The sequence below is a fragment of the Mesorhizobium neociceri genome, assembly GCF_013520985.1.
GTDB lineage: Bacteria > Pseudomonadota > Alphaproteobacteria > Rhizobiales > Rhizobiaceae > Mesorhizobium > Mesorhizobium neociceri.
This window is the reverse complement of record NZ_JACDTY010000013.1, coordinates 39,404-54,950: the sequence shown is the minus strand read 5'-3', so window position 1 is coordinate 54,950 and position 15,547 is coordinate 39,404. Positions and strand designations below refer to the sequence as shown.

The 15,547-nt window shown below is 63.9% G+C and carries 15 protein-coding genes; 4 read left to right on the top strand and 11 right to left on the bottom strand.

All coding sequences use genetic code 11. The features are described 5' to 3' along the window. Position 1: 1 nt before the first annotated feature. From H0241_RS23475 to H0241_RS23450, 6 genes are all read right to left on the bottom strand, one after another. Positions 2-664, bottom strand: coding sequence for a hypothetical protein (locus tag H0241_RS23475; protein ID WP_181060217.1), 663 nt, complete (start codon positions 662-664; stop codon positions 2-4). Positions 665-977: 313 nt separating this feature from the next. Beyond that, complete coding sequence (locus H0241_RS23470; RefSeq protein WP_181060216.1) at positions 978-3,443, bottom strand: hypothetical protein; 2,466 nt, start codon at positions 3,441-3,443, stop codon at positions 978-980. After that, positions 3,440-4,042, bottom strand: a complete 603-nt coding sequence (locus H0241_RS23465; protein ID WP_181060215.1) for a hypothetical protein — start codon at positions 4,040-4,042, stop codon at positions 3,440-3,442. Before H0241_RS23465 ends, H0241_RS23470 begins: the two co-directional genes overlap by 4 nt. A gap of 287 nt (positions 4,043-4,329) precedes the next feature. Beyond that, positions 4,330-5,319, bottom strand: a complete 990-nt coding sequence (locus tag H0241_RS23460) for a Coat protein (protein ID WP_181060214.1) — start codon at positions 5,317-5,319, stop codon at positions 4,330-4,332. 44 nt (positions 5,320-5,363) lie between these two features. Next, positions 5,364-6,275 (bottom strand): hypothetical protein, encoded by a 912-nt coding sequence (locus tag H0241_RS23455; RefSeq protein ID WP_181060213.1) that lies wholly within the window; start codon positions 6,273-6,275, stop codon positions 5,364-5,366. A gap of 102 nt (positions 6,276-6,377) precedes the next feature. Next, a complete protein-coding gene (locus H0241_RS23450; protein ID WP_181060212.1) occupies positions 6,378-6,950 on the bottom strand; it encodes a hypothetical protein in 573 nt (190 codons plus the stop codon). Between the two features lie 92 nt (positions 6,951-7,042). Here H0241_RS23450 and H0241_RS23445 point away from each other — a divergent pair, with 92 nt between their 5' ends. The 3 genes from H0241_RS23445 to H0241_RS23435 all read left to right on the top strand — a co-directional run bounded on the left by H0241_RS23445 (position 7,043) and on the right by H0241_RS23435 (position 8,155). Beyond that, entirely contained in the window at positions 7,043-7,231 is a 189-nt protein-coding gene (locus tag H0241_RS23445; protein WP_181060211.1) for a type II toxin-antitoxin system HicA family toxin, read from the top strand. A gap of 5 nt (positions 7,232-7,236) precedes the next feature. Continuing rightward, complete coding sequence (locus H0241_RS23440; protein ID WP_181060210.1) at positions 7,237-7,638, top strand: type II toxin-antitoxin system HicB family antitoxin; 402 nt, start codon at positions 7,237-7,239, stop codon at positions 7,636-7,638. A gap of 199 nt (positions 7,639-7,837) precedes the next feature. After that, positions 7,838-8,155, top strand: coding sequence for a YMGG-like glycine zipper-containing protein (locus tag H0241_RS23435; protein ID WP_181060209.1), 318 nt, complete (start codon positions 7,838-7,840; stop codon positions 8,153-8,155). 111 nt (positions 8,156-8,266) lie between these two features. On the opposite strand, the gene H0241_RS23430 is transcribed toward H0241_RS23435, so the two are convergent. The 4 genes from H0241_RS23430 to H0241_RS23415 form a co-directional block, all read right to left on the bottom strand. Beyond that, a complete protein-coding gene (locus H0241_RS23430; RefSeq protein ID WP_181060208.1) occupies positions 8,267-8,767 on the bottom strand; it encodes a hypothetical protein in 501 nt (166 codons plus the stop codon). Positions 8,768-8,931: 164 nt separating this feature from the next. After that, a complete protein-coding gene (locus tag H0241_RS23425; RefSeq protein WP_181060207.1) occupies positions 8,932-11,355 on the bottom strand; it encodes a hypothetical protein in 2,424 nt (807 codons plus the stop codon). 189 nt (positions 11,356-11,544) lie between these two features. After that, a complete protein-coding gene (locus H0241_RS23420) occupies positions 11,545-11,868 on the bottom strand; it encodes a Bbp19 family protein (RefSeq protein ID WP_181060206.1) in 324 nt (107 codons plus the stop codon). Continuing rightward, positions 11,865-13,640, bottom strand: coding sequence for a portal protein (locus tag H0241_RS23415; RefSeq protein WP_181060205.1), 1,776 nt, complete (start codon positions 13,638-13,640; stop codon positions 11,865-11,867). The genes H0241_RS23420 and H0241_RS23415 overlap by 4 nt, the downstream gene beginning before the upstream one ends. A 294-nt stretch (positions 13,641-13,934) precedes the next feature. Between H0241_RS23415 and H0241_RS23410 the strand changes: the two genes are divergently transcribed. Beyond that, positions 13,935-14,549 (top strand): methyltransferase domain-containing protein, encoded by a 615-nt coding sequence (locus H0241_RS23410; protein ID WP_181060343.1) that lies wholly within the window; start codon positions 13,935-13,937, stop codon positions 14,547-14,549. A gap of 395 nt (positions 14,550-14,944) precedes the next feature. Here H0241_RS23410 and H0241_RS23405 read toward each other — a convergent pair whose 3' ends face one another. After that, complete coding sequence (locus tag H0241_RS23405) at positions 14,945-15,514, bottom strand: hypothetical protein (RefSeq protein WP_181060204.1); 570 nt, start codon at positions 15,512-15,514, stop codon at positions 14,945-14,947. Positions 15,515-15,547: the final 33 nt, after the last annotated feature.

Below are 15,547 nucleotides of genomic sequence, written 5' to 3'. Positions count from 1 at the left end.
GTCAGCCTCGTTCGCTCAGGGTTTTGCTTGCGGCAATGAATTTGGTTTTGACGCCGGCGACCGGCGCGCCAAGTTGAGGGCGCGGGTCGAGCGCGCCGCCGGGGGCGAGCAAGGACAAAAGCAGCCGGTCGGCATGGAGCCCGGCGCGGCTGAGGCGGGCGGGTGCTGCGGCGCGTGCGACGGCCATGGCGGCGCGGCGGGTCGCGGTGAGGTTTACCTTCAGCTCGGCGACGCCGGCGGCGTCGAACAGGCCGTTGGCGGTGGCGATGGCGCGGACAAGCGCATCGGCCTCGAACAGTTCCTGGCGAAGCTGCTCGACCAGCCGGCGCGCGCTTCGCCAACGCTCGGTCAGGGTGGCGGCCTTGGCCGCGATCTCGTCGCCAAGAGCGGCAATGTCGGCGCGAGCTTCGCTCTCGGCGGCTTCGATGCGGCGCGTGTCGGCGACGCAGATGGTCTTTTCCAGCACGGTGATGACGTCGTTGCAGGCATCGAGCGCGGCGCGCGCAGCGGCAAGGTCGCCGTCGCCGAAGACCGCCCGGTCCTCGGCCTGCTCCAGCTCGCGCCTGTGGGCGACGGCATGGTTGATGTCGGTATCGAGCAAGGCGATGACAGCTGCAAAATCGGCAGCCGTCCGCGCCTTGCCGAGGGCTTCGGCATGGGTCATTGGGGTGGGTTCCTTGTGAGGAGGGATGGGCGCGACAGCGAAGCTGCCGATCTCCCCACTAGAGGGGGAGATGCCCGGCAGGGCAGAGGGGGGCGCCGTGGAGCGCCGGGCTTTGCTTAGCTGCGCTCAGATGATTCTCTGCAGAATTCGGCGTGAGGAAGCAGTTGCGATTAAGCGGATATCTCGGCGGGACAGCGCCCCCCTCTGTCCTGCCAGACATCTCCCCCTCAAGGGTGGAGATTGGCCGTCACGTCGGCCTTCGCAAATCTCCAATGCTGCAGAAAGAGCGCCAACCGCTGAGCCGCTATCTCACCTACGGCTCGGCATCGAACACCGGCGTAAACGCCCGGATCGTGCAGGGCGTCGGATTGACGTGGCGAATCCTGACCCTGCCCTGCCCTTCCCAACTGTCGTCGACCGGCACATCGACATTACCGGTGTAAAGCTTCGCCTTGCCGTCCGGCGCGACGATGCTTGGCATGCGCACGCTCTCCCAGCGGCCGCGGATGAAGGATTGCACCTGCAACCCCGTCGTGTCGGTCTCGAGCAGCGACAGGATGACTTTCGCCACCTTCTTGCGGCGACCGATAACGGAACCGTCCTGGCCGCCAACATCGAGCTCCAGCGTGTTTGCCTCGGACTGGAAGGGCAGCCCAACCTGCCACTTCGCTGCCGTGGCGCCGCCGGGCAGCGTTACCTGGCCGGAAGCGACGGGCAGGCCGCGATAGACTGTGCCGCCGGCCAGCACGTCGACCAGCTGGCCGTTGAGATGGCCGAGCCCGGAGACGACGTTGACGGCCGCACCCGAATAGGTCAGCCCGCAGTCGACCTGGAAAGCATCCTCCAGCAGGCCATATTCGAACGGCGTGGTCATGATTTCGATGTAGCGCCTGGTGACCCCGCCAATGGTGCGCTTGACGACCAGCCAGATGTCGTCGACGCCGTTCTGGCCGGGGGTCACCACCGCACTCTCGACGATCGGCCACCCCGAACCAGCGAAGGTGCCGCCGAAGCGATGGCGGTGCATGCCGCGCACCTCCTGGCTCGGCTGATGGGTGTAGCCGCCGAGCTCACCGTTCTCGAGCGGGAACCACAGCACCGGGTCGGGATCGGTCTGGAAGGCCAGTTCGACCACGCCCTGCTTGGGGATGTGCTCGGAAATCTGGCCGATGTCGTCGGAGGTGAATTTGCTGGTCGAGGTCTGCGTCAGTTCGGCGATCGATTTGCGCGAGCGGGTGACATAGAGGAAGGATTGCCCCGCATCGACCGGGCGGATACGGGCGCAGCCGAAGGTGCGCGAGCGGCGGTTCTTGAACGAAGACGGCGTCAGCGCCTCGTCGAGGCCGGAGCCCGATAGCGCGCGGATACCGCCTGAGGTGCCGATCAAAAGCGCGCCGTCGGAATCGGCGATCCAGACGATATCGTTGGCCTGGCCGCCGCCGGCCTGGATGAACTCAAGCGCATCGTCATCCTTTTCGCCGAGCGCGAAATTGTCGAAGTCGCCGGTCGCCGATGCATAGACCGAGAAGCGCCGGCTGAAGGCCAATCGCTCCTCATAGAGCGAGCCCGCCTCGACATATTTGCCAGGCACGAAAGTGCCGAGCCGCCAGCGCGTGACCGGATTGGTGTTGGGCAGCGCATGGCCGTAGAGGATGATCTTGACCACGGTCGTGCTGGTGCGGCTGGTGATCTTGGCCCAGCGCCACAGACCATCGGCGCCGAGCAGGCGCACGGCGCGGCCGACATCGGTGGTCTGAAAGCCGGCGCCGCCATTGATGCCAACGGCCGAGGACGCGGTGAGATCGAAGGGAATCTGGTCAGTAGCGGCAATGTGGAAGGCGATCTCGGCGAGATAGGTGTTGTTGGCATCGTCGCCGCCGCCGCCGGAAAAGACGAACTGGTGGTATTCGTAGGCGTTTGCGTTGGTGAACTCGTAGTAGCGGGTTTCGCCGTTGCCCCAGCCGGCTTCGCCGGTCCTGGTGTCGAGCGTCACCCAGTTGGTGCCGTCGTTCGAGCCCTGGATTTCCCAGGCCGTCGCATAGTCGAAGGCACGGGTCGCCTGGTTGGCGGCCGTGACCCAATAGGCGTCGACCACACGCTGGGCGCCGCCGGCGTTGCGAAAGCGGACATAGCCGTCGCCGCCGCCGGAGATCAGGATATTCTGGGTCTTGTCGCGGTCGAATATCGCCCAGGCATTGGCGCTGCCGCCACCATCCGAAGCGGTACCGCTGGGCGTGGTGTTGCTGGTCATGTCGGGCGTGAGATGGCCGGTATCGGACGGCGTCAGCGTGGTGCTGGTTGTATTGATGTCGTCATAAGGGCCGTCGAGGAATTCGAAGTCGGTCAGCGCCCATGCCGTGTGCGCGGTGCGCGTCAGCACCTTGGGCGGATAGTTCCTGTGCGTGATCCACATCTGGTCGGCCGACTGCACATAGGCGAGGTCGAACAGATCGGCTTCGAGATAGGGCGAGGCCACCTCGACGGTCCCGACGCGTGCGCCATAGGCATAAACGCGGATGTAGAGGTCGCCGAATTCGAGGCAGTAGGCCTGTTCGGAGGAAAAGATGAAGGGGATGGCGCGCGTCTTCCTGGCCGAGTTCTTCACCTCGTTGACGAAATAGCTGCCGCCGCGGGCGCGGATGCCGCCATGCGGCAGCGTGACGAAGTTCTCGCATTTCGCCAACGCGGCGCGATAGAAATCGAGCGAAGCGCGCGCGTGCAGCCTGGGCGAAATCTCGCCACGCGTAAAAACGTCCTGGATCGGGTAAAGCGCGGTCATCGGCCAAACACCCTGAAGTCGCCGCGCTGCTGCGCCCATGAGTCGGTGTAAAGCCGGCCGCCGCGCTGGACGGCGTTGGCGGCAAAGGCGGCGTCGAGCGCGCGGTCATAGGCCGAACGGGCGATGTCGATCATGCCGGCCTTGTGGGTCAAGGGATGCGCGATCTTGATGGCGAGGGCTGCCACCAACACTTCGGTGAACAGGGCGTCCCAGTCATTGGGGTCGGTGAGATTGGCGATGTAGCGGATGATCAGCGGCCCGGACTGGTCGCAATAGATCAGTCCGGCTTCCTGGCGCCAGGAGACCGGCACGCCGTCCGGCTCGCCATTTGCCGTCTGCGGCAGCGGACGCAGACAATCGGCGGGCAGTTCATAGGCGAAATTCAAAGTGCAATCGCCGCTGCCGGTGTCGGCGCCTGCGACGCTGGCGGCGAGGATCGCGAACACCCAGGCGTGCCTGATGAGTTCCGCTTCCCGCGTCAGGTCGAAATGCAGGTTCAAGAGACGCGCCGCCTTGACGTCCTGATCGAGACTGTCGATCGGCGCCTCGTCGAGGACGGCGAGCGCCATGTTGGCGATGTCGAGCGGGGTGACGGCCATGGTCAGGCCTCCGTGATGGGTGGATGGGTGAAGTGCGGATACGCAAATCGCTGTGATTAGCGCTCTACGGCGCCCCCCTCTGTCCTGCCGGACATCTCCCCCACGAGGGGGGAGGTTGGCAGCTTCGCCGACGCTGCTCTTTCTTCAACGCTGGAGATTGGCGAAAGCCGGCGCCATAGCCGATCTCCCCCCAAGTGGGGGAGATGTCCGGCAGGACAGAGGGGGGCGCGAAGGAACGCTGCCTGGAAGGAGGCGGGGCCTCGGCCCCGCCTCTCGCGAGCAAGCGCTCAGGCCTCGCTCGTCTTCAGCGCGATGAACGTCATGTTCTTGACGCTGGACGCCGTGCGGTCCCAGTTCGCCGCGAGCGCCAGTTCGGCGTCGGTGGCGAATTCGCCGGCCGAGGACGCATCGAGGAAGCGGGTGCCGGGCACGTGCGGCACGAAATGCCGGCGGCCGACCATTTCGGTAACGCCGCCGCCATGGCCTTGGCGCGGCTTGCGGTCGAACTCCAGCGGCCCGCCTTCGGTGTTGACCGGCAGCTCGTTCCACAGGATCGCCTTGTCCTTGAACATGAAGGCGGTGTAGACGCCGGCAGCCACCGGAATGTCGTCATCGACCACGCAGCGCAGCCCCATGTAATAGGGGATGAGCGGACCGCCCTGCTCGGACGACGGTACATAGTCGATGAGGTCGGCGAGCTTCAGCGCCTTCATCTGTTTCGAATGCATCCAGATCGTCTTGAATTTGTCGGCACGGTCGCCCATCAGATAGGCGGCTTCGATGATGTCGGTGTCGACGATGGAAGCGCCGGTGACGCGCACCAGGTCGCCGGCATCATTGGCGATGTTGTCGGCCACGACCCCCTTGAGGATGCCGAGCAAGGTCAGCTTGTTGGCGCGCTGCCAGTACTCGGTCTGGCGCTTGACGATCAGCTTCTGCGGATCGTCGCCGGCCAGGATCGAGGTCAGGTCCGGAACGCCCCAGGCCTGGGCGCGGACATTGCGGGCGGCGACCTCGCGGCGGGCGCCGATCTTCTTCATCTCGATGGAATCGGCCGGATCGTCATTGACCGGTTCGGACGGATCGTTGCCGAGATCCTTCCAGCCGGGCATGTCGACGGAGCGGCCGCCCATCGACAGCTTGGCGGTGATGGCCGGATCGTTGAACAGGATGCCGGCCTGGAAGATTTCCAGCGACTGGACATGCTCCTCGAACGAGTACTGGGCATAAACGGACGGAACGATCGCGTCCGCGATGCGGGTATAGGCGTCTGCCATTTTTCACTTCCTTTGAGGTTGGGTTGGTGGCGGGTAGCTCGGGATCAGAGCGGGTTGTTCGGCATCCATAGATCCGGGTTTTCACCCGCTTCCCGCGCGAGCCGCCGGGCGCGGGCGGGGTCGCTTTTGACAAGGGCTGATATCGCCGAAATGTTGCGGTCACCAGTTGCGTTGCGTTTGAACGGATTGCCGCCACTCAAAGCCGTACCGCCGTCGATCGTGTCTTCCCTGAACATCGCCTCGCCGACGGCGTGGAACGCCTTGGCGATCTGCGGATCGGTCAACGCCCCGTCAGGCAGAAGGATGCCCTTGGCCTTGTAGGCATCGACCAGGCCGAGCTTCTTCATCGCCCGGTTGGCGACCTCCAGCTTCTGGCGAAAGCCATCGCTGTCGGTCGGTCCCCAGTCGCGCACGAGATCGTCGTGAGTGGCCTCGACCGAGCGGGCAAGCGCGACTTCCTGGCGCGCGGCCTGCTCGGCCATGTAGCCGACGAAGCGGTCGTGATAGGCCTGCGCCACCTTGGGCGTGGCGCCGGCCTCGACCGCCCAGGCCTTGGACGCCTGGGCAAGCTCGTCCGAATAGGCGAAGTTTTCAGGCAGGCCATCCGGTCGCCTGTACTCGACCTTGTCGGGCGATGTCAGCGGACGCATGGTCTCGGGCAGCCGGGCATGAAATTTCTGCCAGTCTTCCGGGGATGCGTCGGCGGCGGGAATGCGCAGGCTTTCGCCCTGCTGCCGCTCCAGCTCCGCATAGGAGTTGAAAACCCGATCGAGGTTTTCGGCCTTGGTCCAGCCCTTGGCTTCAGCGAGCTTGCGGTTGCCTTCGGAAAGACCGTCAAACCAACTTTTGGCCGGAGGCGCGGCGGACCCGTTATTCGCACCTGCCGGTGGCCGTACTGGGTTGCCCGCCGGCTGCGCACGCGCCGCCACGGACCCGGCGTCTGCCAGATCTGTCATGTTGTTTTCCTTGTGTTGAGGTTCTGGAGTTGTCGTTGGTAAGGCGCCGGCGGCGAAGCTACCGATCTCCCCCACTTGGGGGGAGATTAGCAGTTTCAACGCCTACGCGTTATCGCCCCAGTTCTCCCACAGCAGCGTGATCGTTCCCGTCACCGCCAGCGTGCCGTCGGCATCGATGTCCGTGCCGGTGGCAAAAGCGAGGTTGAGGTAGAGGTCGACCGGCGTCACCGTGCCGTCCAGCGTCACAGCGGCAGCGACATCGGCGGTCGAAGCCGTGGACAGCGTCGCACCCACGCCGTCCAGCGTACGGGCCGTGGAAGCCAGCACATTCACCATGGGGCCGGAAAGCGTCGCGCTCGATGCCGCGGCGGAGCCGAGCGACCAGGTCAGCGCGGCATTGTCGTTGATGGTCGACGCGCGCGGCGTAGGCACGGCGAATTGCAGCCTGGCCGTTCCGCCCTTGATGCGTACCTTGCCGTCGACGAAATCGAACAGTTTCTGGCTGGCATAGGCCAGCGCGTCAGCCACCGGCACCTGCATGCCGGCAAGGGTTAAGACGGTGCGGTACGATCCGCCCTGCCCTGTGGTTACGGCCTTGAGGCCGAATTTGGGCGGGGCAAGTCCGGCCTCGCGTGATGCGGCACGCGACAGCGTCCGGGGAAGACCTCGGGTCATGGCATTTCTCCAATCTTTAGGGGGAATTTTCTCGACTTATGAGTCAAACTACAGATGGACAGTCAGGCCAATTGTGTGTATCTATACACAACATGAAGAGTGCCGATGTCATCGACAGGTTGCTGGCGGATGGCTGGTACGAGGTGGCCCGGAAAGGCAGTCACGCCCAGTTCAAGCACCCGACCAGGCCGGGCCGGGTGACGGTTCCGCATCCCAAGCGCGATATTCCAATCGGCACGCTGAAAAGCATCGAAAAGCAATCCGGCCTGAAGCTGAGGTAAGGGCAATGCGTCACTACATCGGACTGATCCACAAGGAAGCGGACAGCGACTTCGGCGTGTCCTTTCCCGATTTTCCGGGCGTGATCACTGCCGGCATCAGCCTGGACGACGCCCGCGGCATGGCCGAGGAGGCACTGGCCTTCCATGTCGAGGGTCTGGTCGAGGATGGCGAAGCCATTCCTGAGCCATCGTCCCTGGAAGATGTCATGTCGGACAAGGACAATCTCAGCGGTGTCGCCATCCTGGTTGCCCTGAAAGCCGAGGCAACCAAGGTGGTGCGCGTCAACGTCACCATCCCCGAAGATGTCCTTAGCCAGATCGATCAATATGCAGAACGCCATGGCTACAGCCGGTCTGGATTTCTGACCGCCGCCGCGAAAAAGGCGATGCGCAACGAGGCGGCGTAGCTGCTTCTCAAACGGATTCAAGCCGAGGCGCTATCGTTTTGTTCGCGCAAGGCGTTTCCGCTTTGGCGACCATCATCTTCAAGGCCTGAGAAACCATGTCTCATTTCGTGAGCCGGCGTGCCGCCGTTTGGCCGCAATGCGCCAGCAACTGGCAACCATTCGCTCCAATCCGCGTTTGGGGCTTCAAAGGAGTTCCAAGATGATCATCAGACAAGCCATTGCCGCCGTGCTCATGACTGCCGCTCTGGCAGGCTGCGCGACACAGACCGAACAGCAGCAGAGGGCAACCACCGGCGCGCTCATCGGCGGCGGTGTCGGCGCGCTGGCCGGCCAGGCGCTGGGCGGCAACACCGAAAGCACGGTCGTGGGCGCCGCCGGCGGCGCCCTGCTCGGCGCCGTCATCGGCCAGTCGACCACGCCGCAGCGCCGCGGCGAACAGCTCTGCCGCTACCAGGACCGCCGCGGCCGCATCTACACCGCGCCCTGCGACGACCGGTACTACAACGGCGATTATTGAGGACTGGCGCCCCCTTCTCCCCGCTCACGGGGAGAAGGTCCCGGCAGGGGGATGAAGGGCAGCGCGACATTCCTCGATGCTGGGCGTCCCATATTAGTTCCACTGCCTCGCTTAACGAGTGTACTCCTGCACTCTCATTGAATATTTTTCACCGCAAATGGGTATCAACTCAGTTGCAATCTGGTCCTGCTCGCGATGCTTGCGCAGATATCGCAACCGTTTTCGCTGGGCCGGTGTCATGTAGCCATCCCCGATCTCGGCCAGAATGCGCTCTTCTTCGGTTGGCACCCTGTCCAGCCCGTATGGCAGCCCGAGTTCGACGCGCAAGGCCGCCCCTGCCGGCGTATGTTCCCCCATAACGCTTCGCTCCATCTCATCGAGATCGAGGGTTTCATGGAAAGAAGGAAACCAGCGCACCTCCCATCCCAGGCGGCGGTGCACTTCCTCCTGAATCTGTGCGCGCTGGTCGGCCTTGGCTTGTAGCGCCGGCTTCTCCGCTGGATCGCAGGTCCTCAGGCGCCAAACCCAGGCGGCCTGTACGAAGTCCCAGCTGTAAGCGAGCCGCGCGTCCTCGCTCACCGGTTCGTCTTTCTTCGACTTCTTCTTAGCCATGCCGCCCTATCCGACACTTAGTAAGTGAGACCAAAGCATGATCAAATCAATCTCAAGTTGCAATCCCCCTCAATTGGCCTGATCGGAACTTAATGCAAGCTGGCTCCAAAGTCGCCCGCCGCAGAAATCTATCACCGATCTGATCCTTTTATATATTAAATGGCTTATCTCATGGGAGAGATTGTCACCAACTTCCCCCGATCCGATAGATCACCCCTAAGAACTATCCGCAAATTTCCAGTTTCTGGATTTATTCCAATACCTCCCACAGGGAACGCTTCTGGATCTTTTGCTATCTCTCGCAATTCCGCCGGCGTTTTAGTTTCTATTTCCGACACGCCCATGCTGTTCGCCAGCGACCTGAATTGATCAAAATTCAATCCTTTGTCGGCCCCTTTGTATTTTCGTCTTCCAGCGGTAAGCCGAGCAGCGAGACGATCGCCGGCGGTATCAACAAAAAGCAAGCCAGTCTCGAGATCATAATCAGGAATAGCCGGGTAGTCCCATCCAAATGGACGCTTCTGTTTCGCCGGTACATCCATAGGCGTCAGTGCCATATCTGCAGATCCTTTCTCCGCCGTCGGCTGAACTGGCGCCGCTTTCCCGCTGCCTGACGTCTCCACGGGAGTTTGGCCGGACGCAGCTTCCGGGACTAAGGTATCTGTCACCTCAGGACGCGCGAGGTGTTTGGTGGCGATGGTGTTTTCGGCGCGTTCCGCCGCCACGGCGCCAATCCGCTCAATCGCACGCGGTATTGCGCTCTCGACGGCTCTACCAACCCCGGGCATCGGTATCGCCCAGCCCAATGCGTCATCTATCTGACGCATCATCACCTTCTCGGTATTGTTTGAAGGCTCGTAGTAGGCACCCTTGTAATCTGGAGGGCTGATCGTTCCTCCGGACATGCCGTAGGCAACCCAATCGTTTGCGTTGGCTACACCAATCCCGACATTGGCTATCTTCTTGCCAAGGGCTTTGGCGTCAGCTCGAAACACCTCGCCCGCTGAAAGGCCAGGCTTGCCGCCGGGGAGTATCCCGCCCAGGCCGGCATCATCCAATTCCCGGACCAGAGCTGCTCGCGCGACTGGATCTTTCGTGCGCGCGAACAACTCGCTTGCCTTGGCGTAGTTGTCCATGAAGTCCACGCTTCCGCTGTCGCGCTGTTCGGCAAGCTTGAGCAGGTTGGAAAACGGTATGGGCTGAAGATTTTCATCTTCGATGCCCAATGCTTTTTGCTGGGCGACGGACAAGGCTATCGTCTGATCGTAAAGGTCAGGATCGTAGCTCCCCGGATTCGAAGGCTCATTGCCAAACACGGCTTCCCAGCCTCCGGCGATCTTTGGAGACAATCCGCTGACGTAGTCACCCGAGGCAACCTGCCGCTTCTCAAAGACCAGCTTTGCCGCGACGGCTGTTGTCTCTTGGTTCGCCTGATCCGCTGGTGAAGCGTCCGGCCCCGGCTCGGCATTGACCACGGCGGCATTGATCGCCTGGTTCGACATGGTCCTCATGTCGAAAATCTTCTTCCCGACATCGGCCCGCCATTCGAAAACCTGCCGGCGCCTGTCGCCCTCGTCGAGGCCATAGATGATCCTGTAGGCATCCTTGCCCGGCATTGCGCCGGAATAGGCGCCCGTGCGTGCGATCTCGTCTGGCGCGTCCGCCTCGGCGCGACCGATCGCGACGCGCGTCTCGATGTCCTGAGAGAACTTGGCCACCTTTGCCTTTAGGGCCAGCGCTTCCTGTTCCTGTTGCGGAAGGTCGTCCCTGAACGCCTGTGCGATGCGTTCATCCGGAGTCTGCGTGCCAACGCGGCCTTCTTTTCCGCCGGCCATCGTTGGGCCATCCGACAAGAAACGGCCCTGCGCGCTATCGCCGGCGGTCTCGCTGCCGGCGGCCGGCATGCCGACACCAAATATCGCCAGCGCGCGTTTCGGATCCTTGGCAATCAACGCCTCGAACCGCACCTTGGCGGCGGTGCTGAACCAGTCTTTCACCAGCTGTTGCCGGATCCCCGGATCGACCCCCATCTTGTCGATGAGGTCGAGCCCGTCCTGTCTGGCCGCTTCGAAGGTGACGTGGTCGCCGGGGTTGGCCTTGCCGATGGCGATGGCGTTGGTTTGCAGCGCCGTGTCGACTTGTGCCCGTTCATAGTCCTTGCGGCGCTGGAGCTGCTGCATCGCCGTGCGCGCCGAGCCTGCCGCGCGCAGCGCTTCTCTGCGCTCGGCAAGGCCAGGGCGCAGATCGGCTGGGGACTGATCCAGGAAACTATCAAACAGCGTGTCGAACTGGCCGGCCTTCACCGCTTGGCCGGTGTGCGGATCGACCGCTCCGTAGACGGCCTCGTGCAGGCCAGCGCCGTCGGCCGAGGCGCCCGCCACGGCCTCGGCTTCGGCCCTGGCAATCTCGCCGCTCAGCCTGCGGGCTGCAATCTCGGTGTCGAAGGCCTGCTGCTGCGCCTGGCGCTGCTCGTGGCGTACGGCCACCTCTTGCCAGTAGCCGTCGAGCTGTTGCGCCGCTCCGCTCACCGGCGAGGCATCGGCATCGCGTCGGCGCTGGGCAACTGAGAGGGGGATGATGTGTACCATTGGCTGTTCCCTGCCCAACCGGCTTTGAACAAAAGCGCGCGCGGCGGTGGTCACGGCACGGCCGGGTCGCACGCACGCGGGCTGTCGCGTTCGCGGGTTTGTCGGATCGGGCGTTTTTTAGGAACCAGCGAGACGCTCGACAGCAAGGCCGGCAGGCCAGAGGGGGGTGCCTCGCGCCTCCGGTTCGCCCTACCCCTCCTCCGCCCTCGCCGCTTTCTCCAGCGCCGCCAGCTGCGCCTCGTCCAGCGTCAGAAACCCCATGATGTGCTGCACCACTTCGGCGCGCGCATTGCTCAAGGCACTGTGCAGCTCGAAGCCAGCGGGCGTCCTGGTCCTGGCCATCCATTCGCCATAGGACGGGCGGCGGTAGTAGCCGACGGTTGCCGCGAGATCGGCCAGCACCATTTCGCCGTCCTCGCCGGAGAAGACCCTGAGGTAAGCCTTGGTCAGCGCGTCGCGCGCCTTGGCGGGACCGCCGGCTTGTCCCGAACGGGCGAAGCGTTTGCCGCTCATGCGCCCTGCCCCGGCGCGGCCGGCACGGCCGTCGCTTGCCCGCCTGCTTCACCAGCCGGCGCCTGTCCGCCGAGCAGTCCCTGCAGACCGTCGAGCAGGCCGCTGTCGCGTGCCTGCACTGCCGCCGGCACGGCATCCTTGGCGACCTTGCCGGCGGAGGCGATCGCCGCCATGCCGGCCTGCGCGGTCTGCGCCTTGGCTCTCGCATCGCGCAGACCGTCCACCTCCTCCTTGCGGCGAAAGATGCGCTGCGGGCTGCGGCCGGCGCTTTGCACGATCTTCAGCGCTTCGTCGCCATCGATATTGTCCATGATGCCGGGATCGAACTGCGCCATCTGCATGGCCGTCGTCACCACCTGGATGGTGTCGCGCGCTTCGGCCGAACGCCTGAGCACATCGAGCGGGCCGGTGAAGGTCGGCCGCACCGCCTTGCCGGCGAGGCTTTCCGGCGGCGCGAAGCGGCTGTCCTCGTCATAGAGGCCCTTGTCCTCGAGAATGCCGAGCTCGCGGTCGAGATTGCTGGCAAAACCCGCCTGGATGATCGAGCCCGAGGGGCCGAGCAGCGCGCCCTTTTCCTCCTGGCGGATCAAGGCTTCGGTCGCCGTCATCTGCGGGTTCTGCACCAGCGTCTGGAACAGGTTGACGAACATCATGTCGCGGATTTCCTCCGCCCGGCTGGCCGCATAATTGAAGGCATAGGTCGGGTTCTGTCCGGTCGCGATCGGCTGGATCAGCGGCCTTCCATTGTCGTCGATCAGGCCCGGATAATTCTCGCCGGGGTTGAGCACCGGCACATAGTCCAGCCTGGCCTTCGACGCCGTGGCCGGATCGGTGATCTGCTGCAGCGCGCGCAGGCCGGAGCGGCGCACGGCGTTTTCCTCGCGCACCGTGGTCAGCGCCTCGATGGTCGGCGAGATGCCATAGGGATCGCCCTCGTAGCGGCGCCAGTTGAAGGTCGACACCGGGAAGGAACGAAAGCCGCTTTCCCTGACGATCTCTTCCTCGTCCTCGATGACGTGATAGGAAGCGAATGCCGTATCGAGATACTGGTAGGCGCCCGACAGTCGGTACATCTTGCGCTCGTCGCGCGGCTGGATGCACTGGATCAGCGAGATCTTGGTCTCGCATTTGGCGGGATCGTCGACCAGCATTTTGATCCGCGCCGGCAGTTTGTCGTAGCCCAGCAGCTGCGCCGCCTGCCTTGCCGTGCGCTCATAGCGGCGGTGGAAAATATCGACCTGGCCCCAGCGGTTGCGGGCAAGATAACCCTCGACGACGGGGATCGAGGCATAGCGGATCAGTGTGCCGCCAAAGCCTTCCTCGGCATAAAGATAGGCGGGACCATAGCGCACGACATTGCGCAGGCAGGCCTGCGTTGCCGGCACGAAGTTGGAGTTGGCGGAATAGCGCAGAGCAAACAGGAAATCGCGCAAGCCCTCCGCCCATTCCTTTTCCTCGTCGGTCTCCTCGTCGTTCATTTCGGCGGTGGTCAGCCCGTGCCATTTTTCCGACTGCGGAATGATCAGGCTTTCCAGCCCGGCGGCCAGCCGGTTGGCGGCCGAGTTGATGGTGTTGGCGTAGACGCGAGAACCGCGCCGCTCCTGCCGCTCGGCCTGCGAGTCCGGCCCGCCGGTCCTGGGGCCGCTCCAGACGTCGGGCGCATCGGGATCGCAGAATTCCGCCACCTGCTCCCACACCGCCTCATATTGGCAGCGCTCGGTTTCGAGCTCGGACTGGCGGGACAGGATATCGCGGGCGCGGGAATCGGTCATGAGGGGCTCACTTGTTTGGCGCGGATGCGGGAGCTGCCAATCTCCCCCCTCGTGGGGGAGATGTCCGGCAGGACAGAGGGGGGCGCGAAGGATCGCCGGCGTTTCAGATTGATGGCAGAGAGCCAGCAGAGGGTGACGCCCAGGAGTTGCTCGACGGGTCGGAGGGACAGCGCCCCCCTCTGCCCTGCCGGGCATCTCCCCCACGAGGGGGGAGATCAGCTCTCTGTCATCTTTTGCCCACTTGGCAGTGATACGAAACGTCCACGGCGGGTCTAGGAGGAGGTCGACGTGACAATGACGTTAAGCCTTGCCGGCACTTTGAAAACCCGCGGCAAACAGGCGGCGAAGTGGCTCATCGGCTACGATTCCCGCAACTGGCTGCGCATCAGGCAGATCGAGGCGTTCACCGCTTTCCTGGAAACGGACGGCCGCAAGTCTTTGGCGGTGATCGAGATCTCGCCGGGCTGGAACCGTTACTGGAAGACGCTGTGCTCCGACTATCGCTCGGTCGACTTTCCCGAATTCGACATCTGCAAGGACCGCAGTGACCGGCAATATCCCATCGTCATCGCCGACCAGGTGCTGGAGCATGTGCAGCGACCGATTGCGGCGGCCGGGAATATCCATGCCATGACCAGGCCAGGCGGCTGGGCGATGGTGGCGACACCCTTCCTGTTCAGGGTGCACGCCAGGCCGCACGACTACAACCGCTGGACGCCCACCGGCCTGAAGCAGCTGATGGTCGAAGGCGGTTTTGCCGAAGCCGACGTGCAAACCTATGGCTGGGGCAACAAGGCCTGCGCCAAGGCGCATATTGGCGGACCGGTGCGGGCCTATGGTCTGTGGCGGGATCTCAGCAATGACGAGGAATACCCGCTGATGGTGTGGGCGTTCGCGAAGAAGGGGTGACGTGGCGTCCTTCCCTTCTCCCCTTGTGGGAGAAGGTGGCCGAGCGAAGCTCGGTCGGATGAGGGGTGTTCCAGCTTGGCGACTTCGTCTGTCCAGCGACAAGGCGCGGCGACAAGATAACCAGCGCCTTATTCCGTCCAACACCCCTCATCCGTCTCGGCGCTACGCGCCGATCCACCTTCTCCCACAAGGGGAGAAGGTAAGAGCGCTCACCCGCGCCGCTTCAGCAGCCGCGCATGCTTTCGCCAATACCACCACGCCAGCACGCGCTTCCTGAAACTGCGCTTCATCGCGGTCATGGTCATACCCCCAAAAGCACGCGGCGCTGGCCGGTGAGATCGCCGGGCGCGAGGTCGGTTTTTACCGTTGCCGCCGTGCCCTGGCGCTGTTCGAGTTCAGCCCGCAAGGCTGTCTCGCGCGCCTGCACGTCCTTGTCGGCAATGGTCGGGGTCGGTGGCAGCGGCTTCAGCGCCGGCGGCTTTTGAAAGAGACACATGGTTCCAGCCTTCTCTTGTCCAGTCATAGAGGAAAAAATCTTCGCCGTTGCGGCCGTACCCCGGCAGCCGGCAGCGTTGGGTGGCGCCGAGCCGGTCGAGCCAGCGCAGCGCGAGGTGATTGGCGGCCAGCGCCCGCGCCTCGACCCGCCAGGCGCCGCATGCGGCAACTTGCGGCCCGAGCACGGTGTGAAAGTACTGGGTAATGCCCGGCACGCAGCGCTTCATGCGGCGCGTACCCCAGCTCCAGGCGATCCACAGGCCGCTGCGCTGCTCGGCAGCGCCGAAGCCAGCCTCCGGATTGCCGTCGAGCTCGGCGACCCAGGCAAACCCCTGCAGCGCGGTGAGCGCCAGCAGCGCCGGCGACCAATGGTCAAGCTGGCAGTCGATCTCGGCCCGGTCCTGCGGGCGCAGATTGGCGGCGATGTAGGAGAGGTCGCGCAGCGTGGCTGGGATGATGCGAAGGGTCATGCAGTGGCTCGAGCCATGGGAGTTCGCTCCCGC

Coding starts and splice junctions, on each gene's coding strand:
- H0241_RS23465 (WP_181060215.1), bottom strand. CDS start 4,042: ATGGCCGTCACCCCGCTCGACATCGCCAACATGGCGCTCGCCGTCCTC.
- H0241_RS23470 (WP_181060216.1), bottom strand. CDS start 3,443: ATGACCGCGCTTTACCCGATCCAGGACGTTTTTACGCGTGGCGAGATT.
- H0241_RS23415 (WP_181060205.1), bottom strand. CDS start 13,640: ATGACCGATTCCCGCGCCCGCGATATCCTGTCCCGCCAGTCCGAGCTC.
- H0241_RS23460 (WP_181060214.1), bottom strand. CDS start 5,319: ATGGCAGACGCCTATACCCGCATCGCGGACGCGATCGTTCCGTCCGTT.
- H0241_RS23450 (WP_181060212.1), bottom strand. CDS start 6,950: ATGACCCGAGGTCTTCCCCGGACGCTGTCGCGTGCCGCATCACGCGAG.
- H0241_RS23475 (WP_181060217.1), bottom strand. CDS start 664: ATGACCCATGCCGAAGCCCTCGGCAAGGCGCGGACGGCTGCCGATTTT.
- H0241_RS23425 (WP_181060207.1), bottom strand. CDS start 11,355: ATGGTACACATCATCCCCCTCTCAGTTGCCCAGCGCCGACGCGATGCC.
- H0241_RS23440 (WP_181060210.1), top strand. CDS start 7,237: ATGCGTCACTACATCGGACTGATCCACAAGGAAGCGGACAGCGACTTC.
- H0241_RS23405 (WP_181060204.1), bottom strand. CDS start 15,514: ATGACCCTTCGCATCATCCCAGCCACGCTGCGCGACCTCTCCTACATC.
- H0241_RS23455 (WP_181060213.1), bottom strand. CDS start 6,275: ATGACAGATCTGGCAGACGCCGGGTCCGTGGCGGCGCGTGCGCAGCCG.
- H0241_RS23445 (WP_181060211.1), top strand. CDS start 7,043: ATGAAGAGTGCCGATGTCATCGACAGGTTGCTGGCGGATGGCTGGTAC.
- H0241_RS23435 (WP_181060209.1), top strand. CDS start 7,838: ATGATCATCAGACAAGCCATTGCCGCCGTGCTCATGACTGCCGCTCTG.
- H0241_RS23420 (WP_181060206.1), bottom strand. CDS start 11,868: ATGAGCGGCAAACGCTTCGCCCGTTCGGGACAAGCCGGCGGTCCCGCC.
- H0241_RS23430 (WP_181060208.1), bottom strand. CDS start 8,767: ATGGCTAAGAAGAAGTCGAAGAAAGACGAACCGGTGAGCGAGGACGCG.
- H0241_RS23410 (WP_181060343.1), top strand. CDS start 13,935: ATGACGTTAAGCCTTGCCGGCACTTTGAAAACCCGCGGCAAACAGGCG.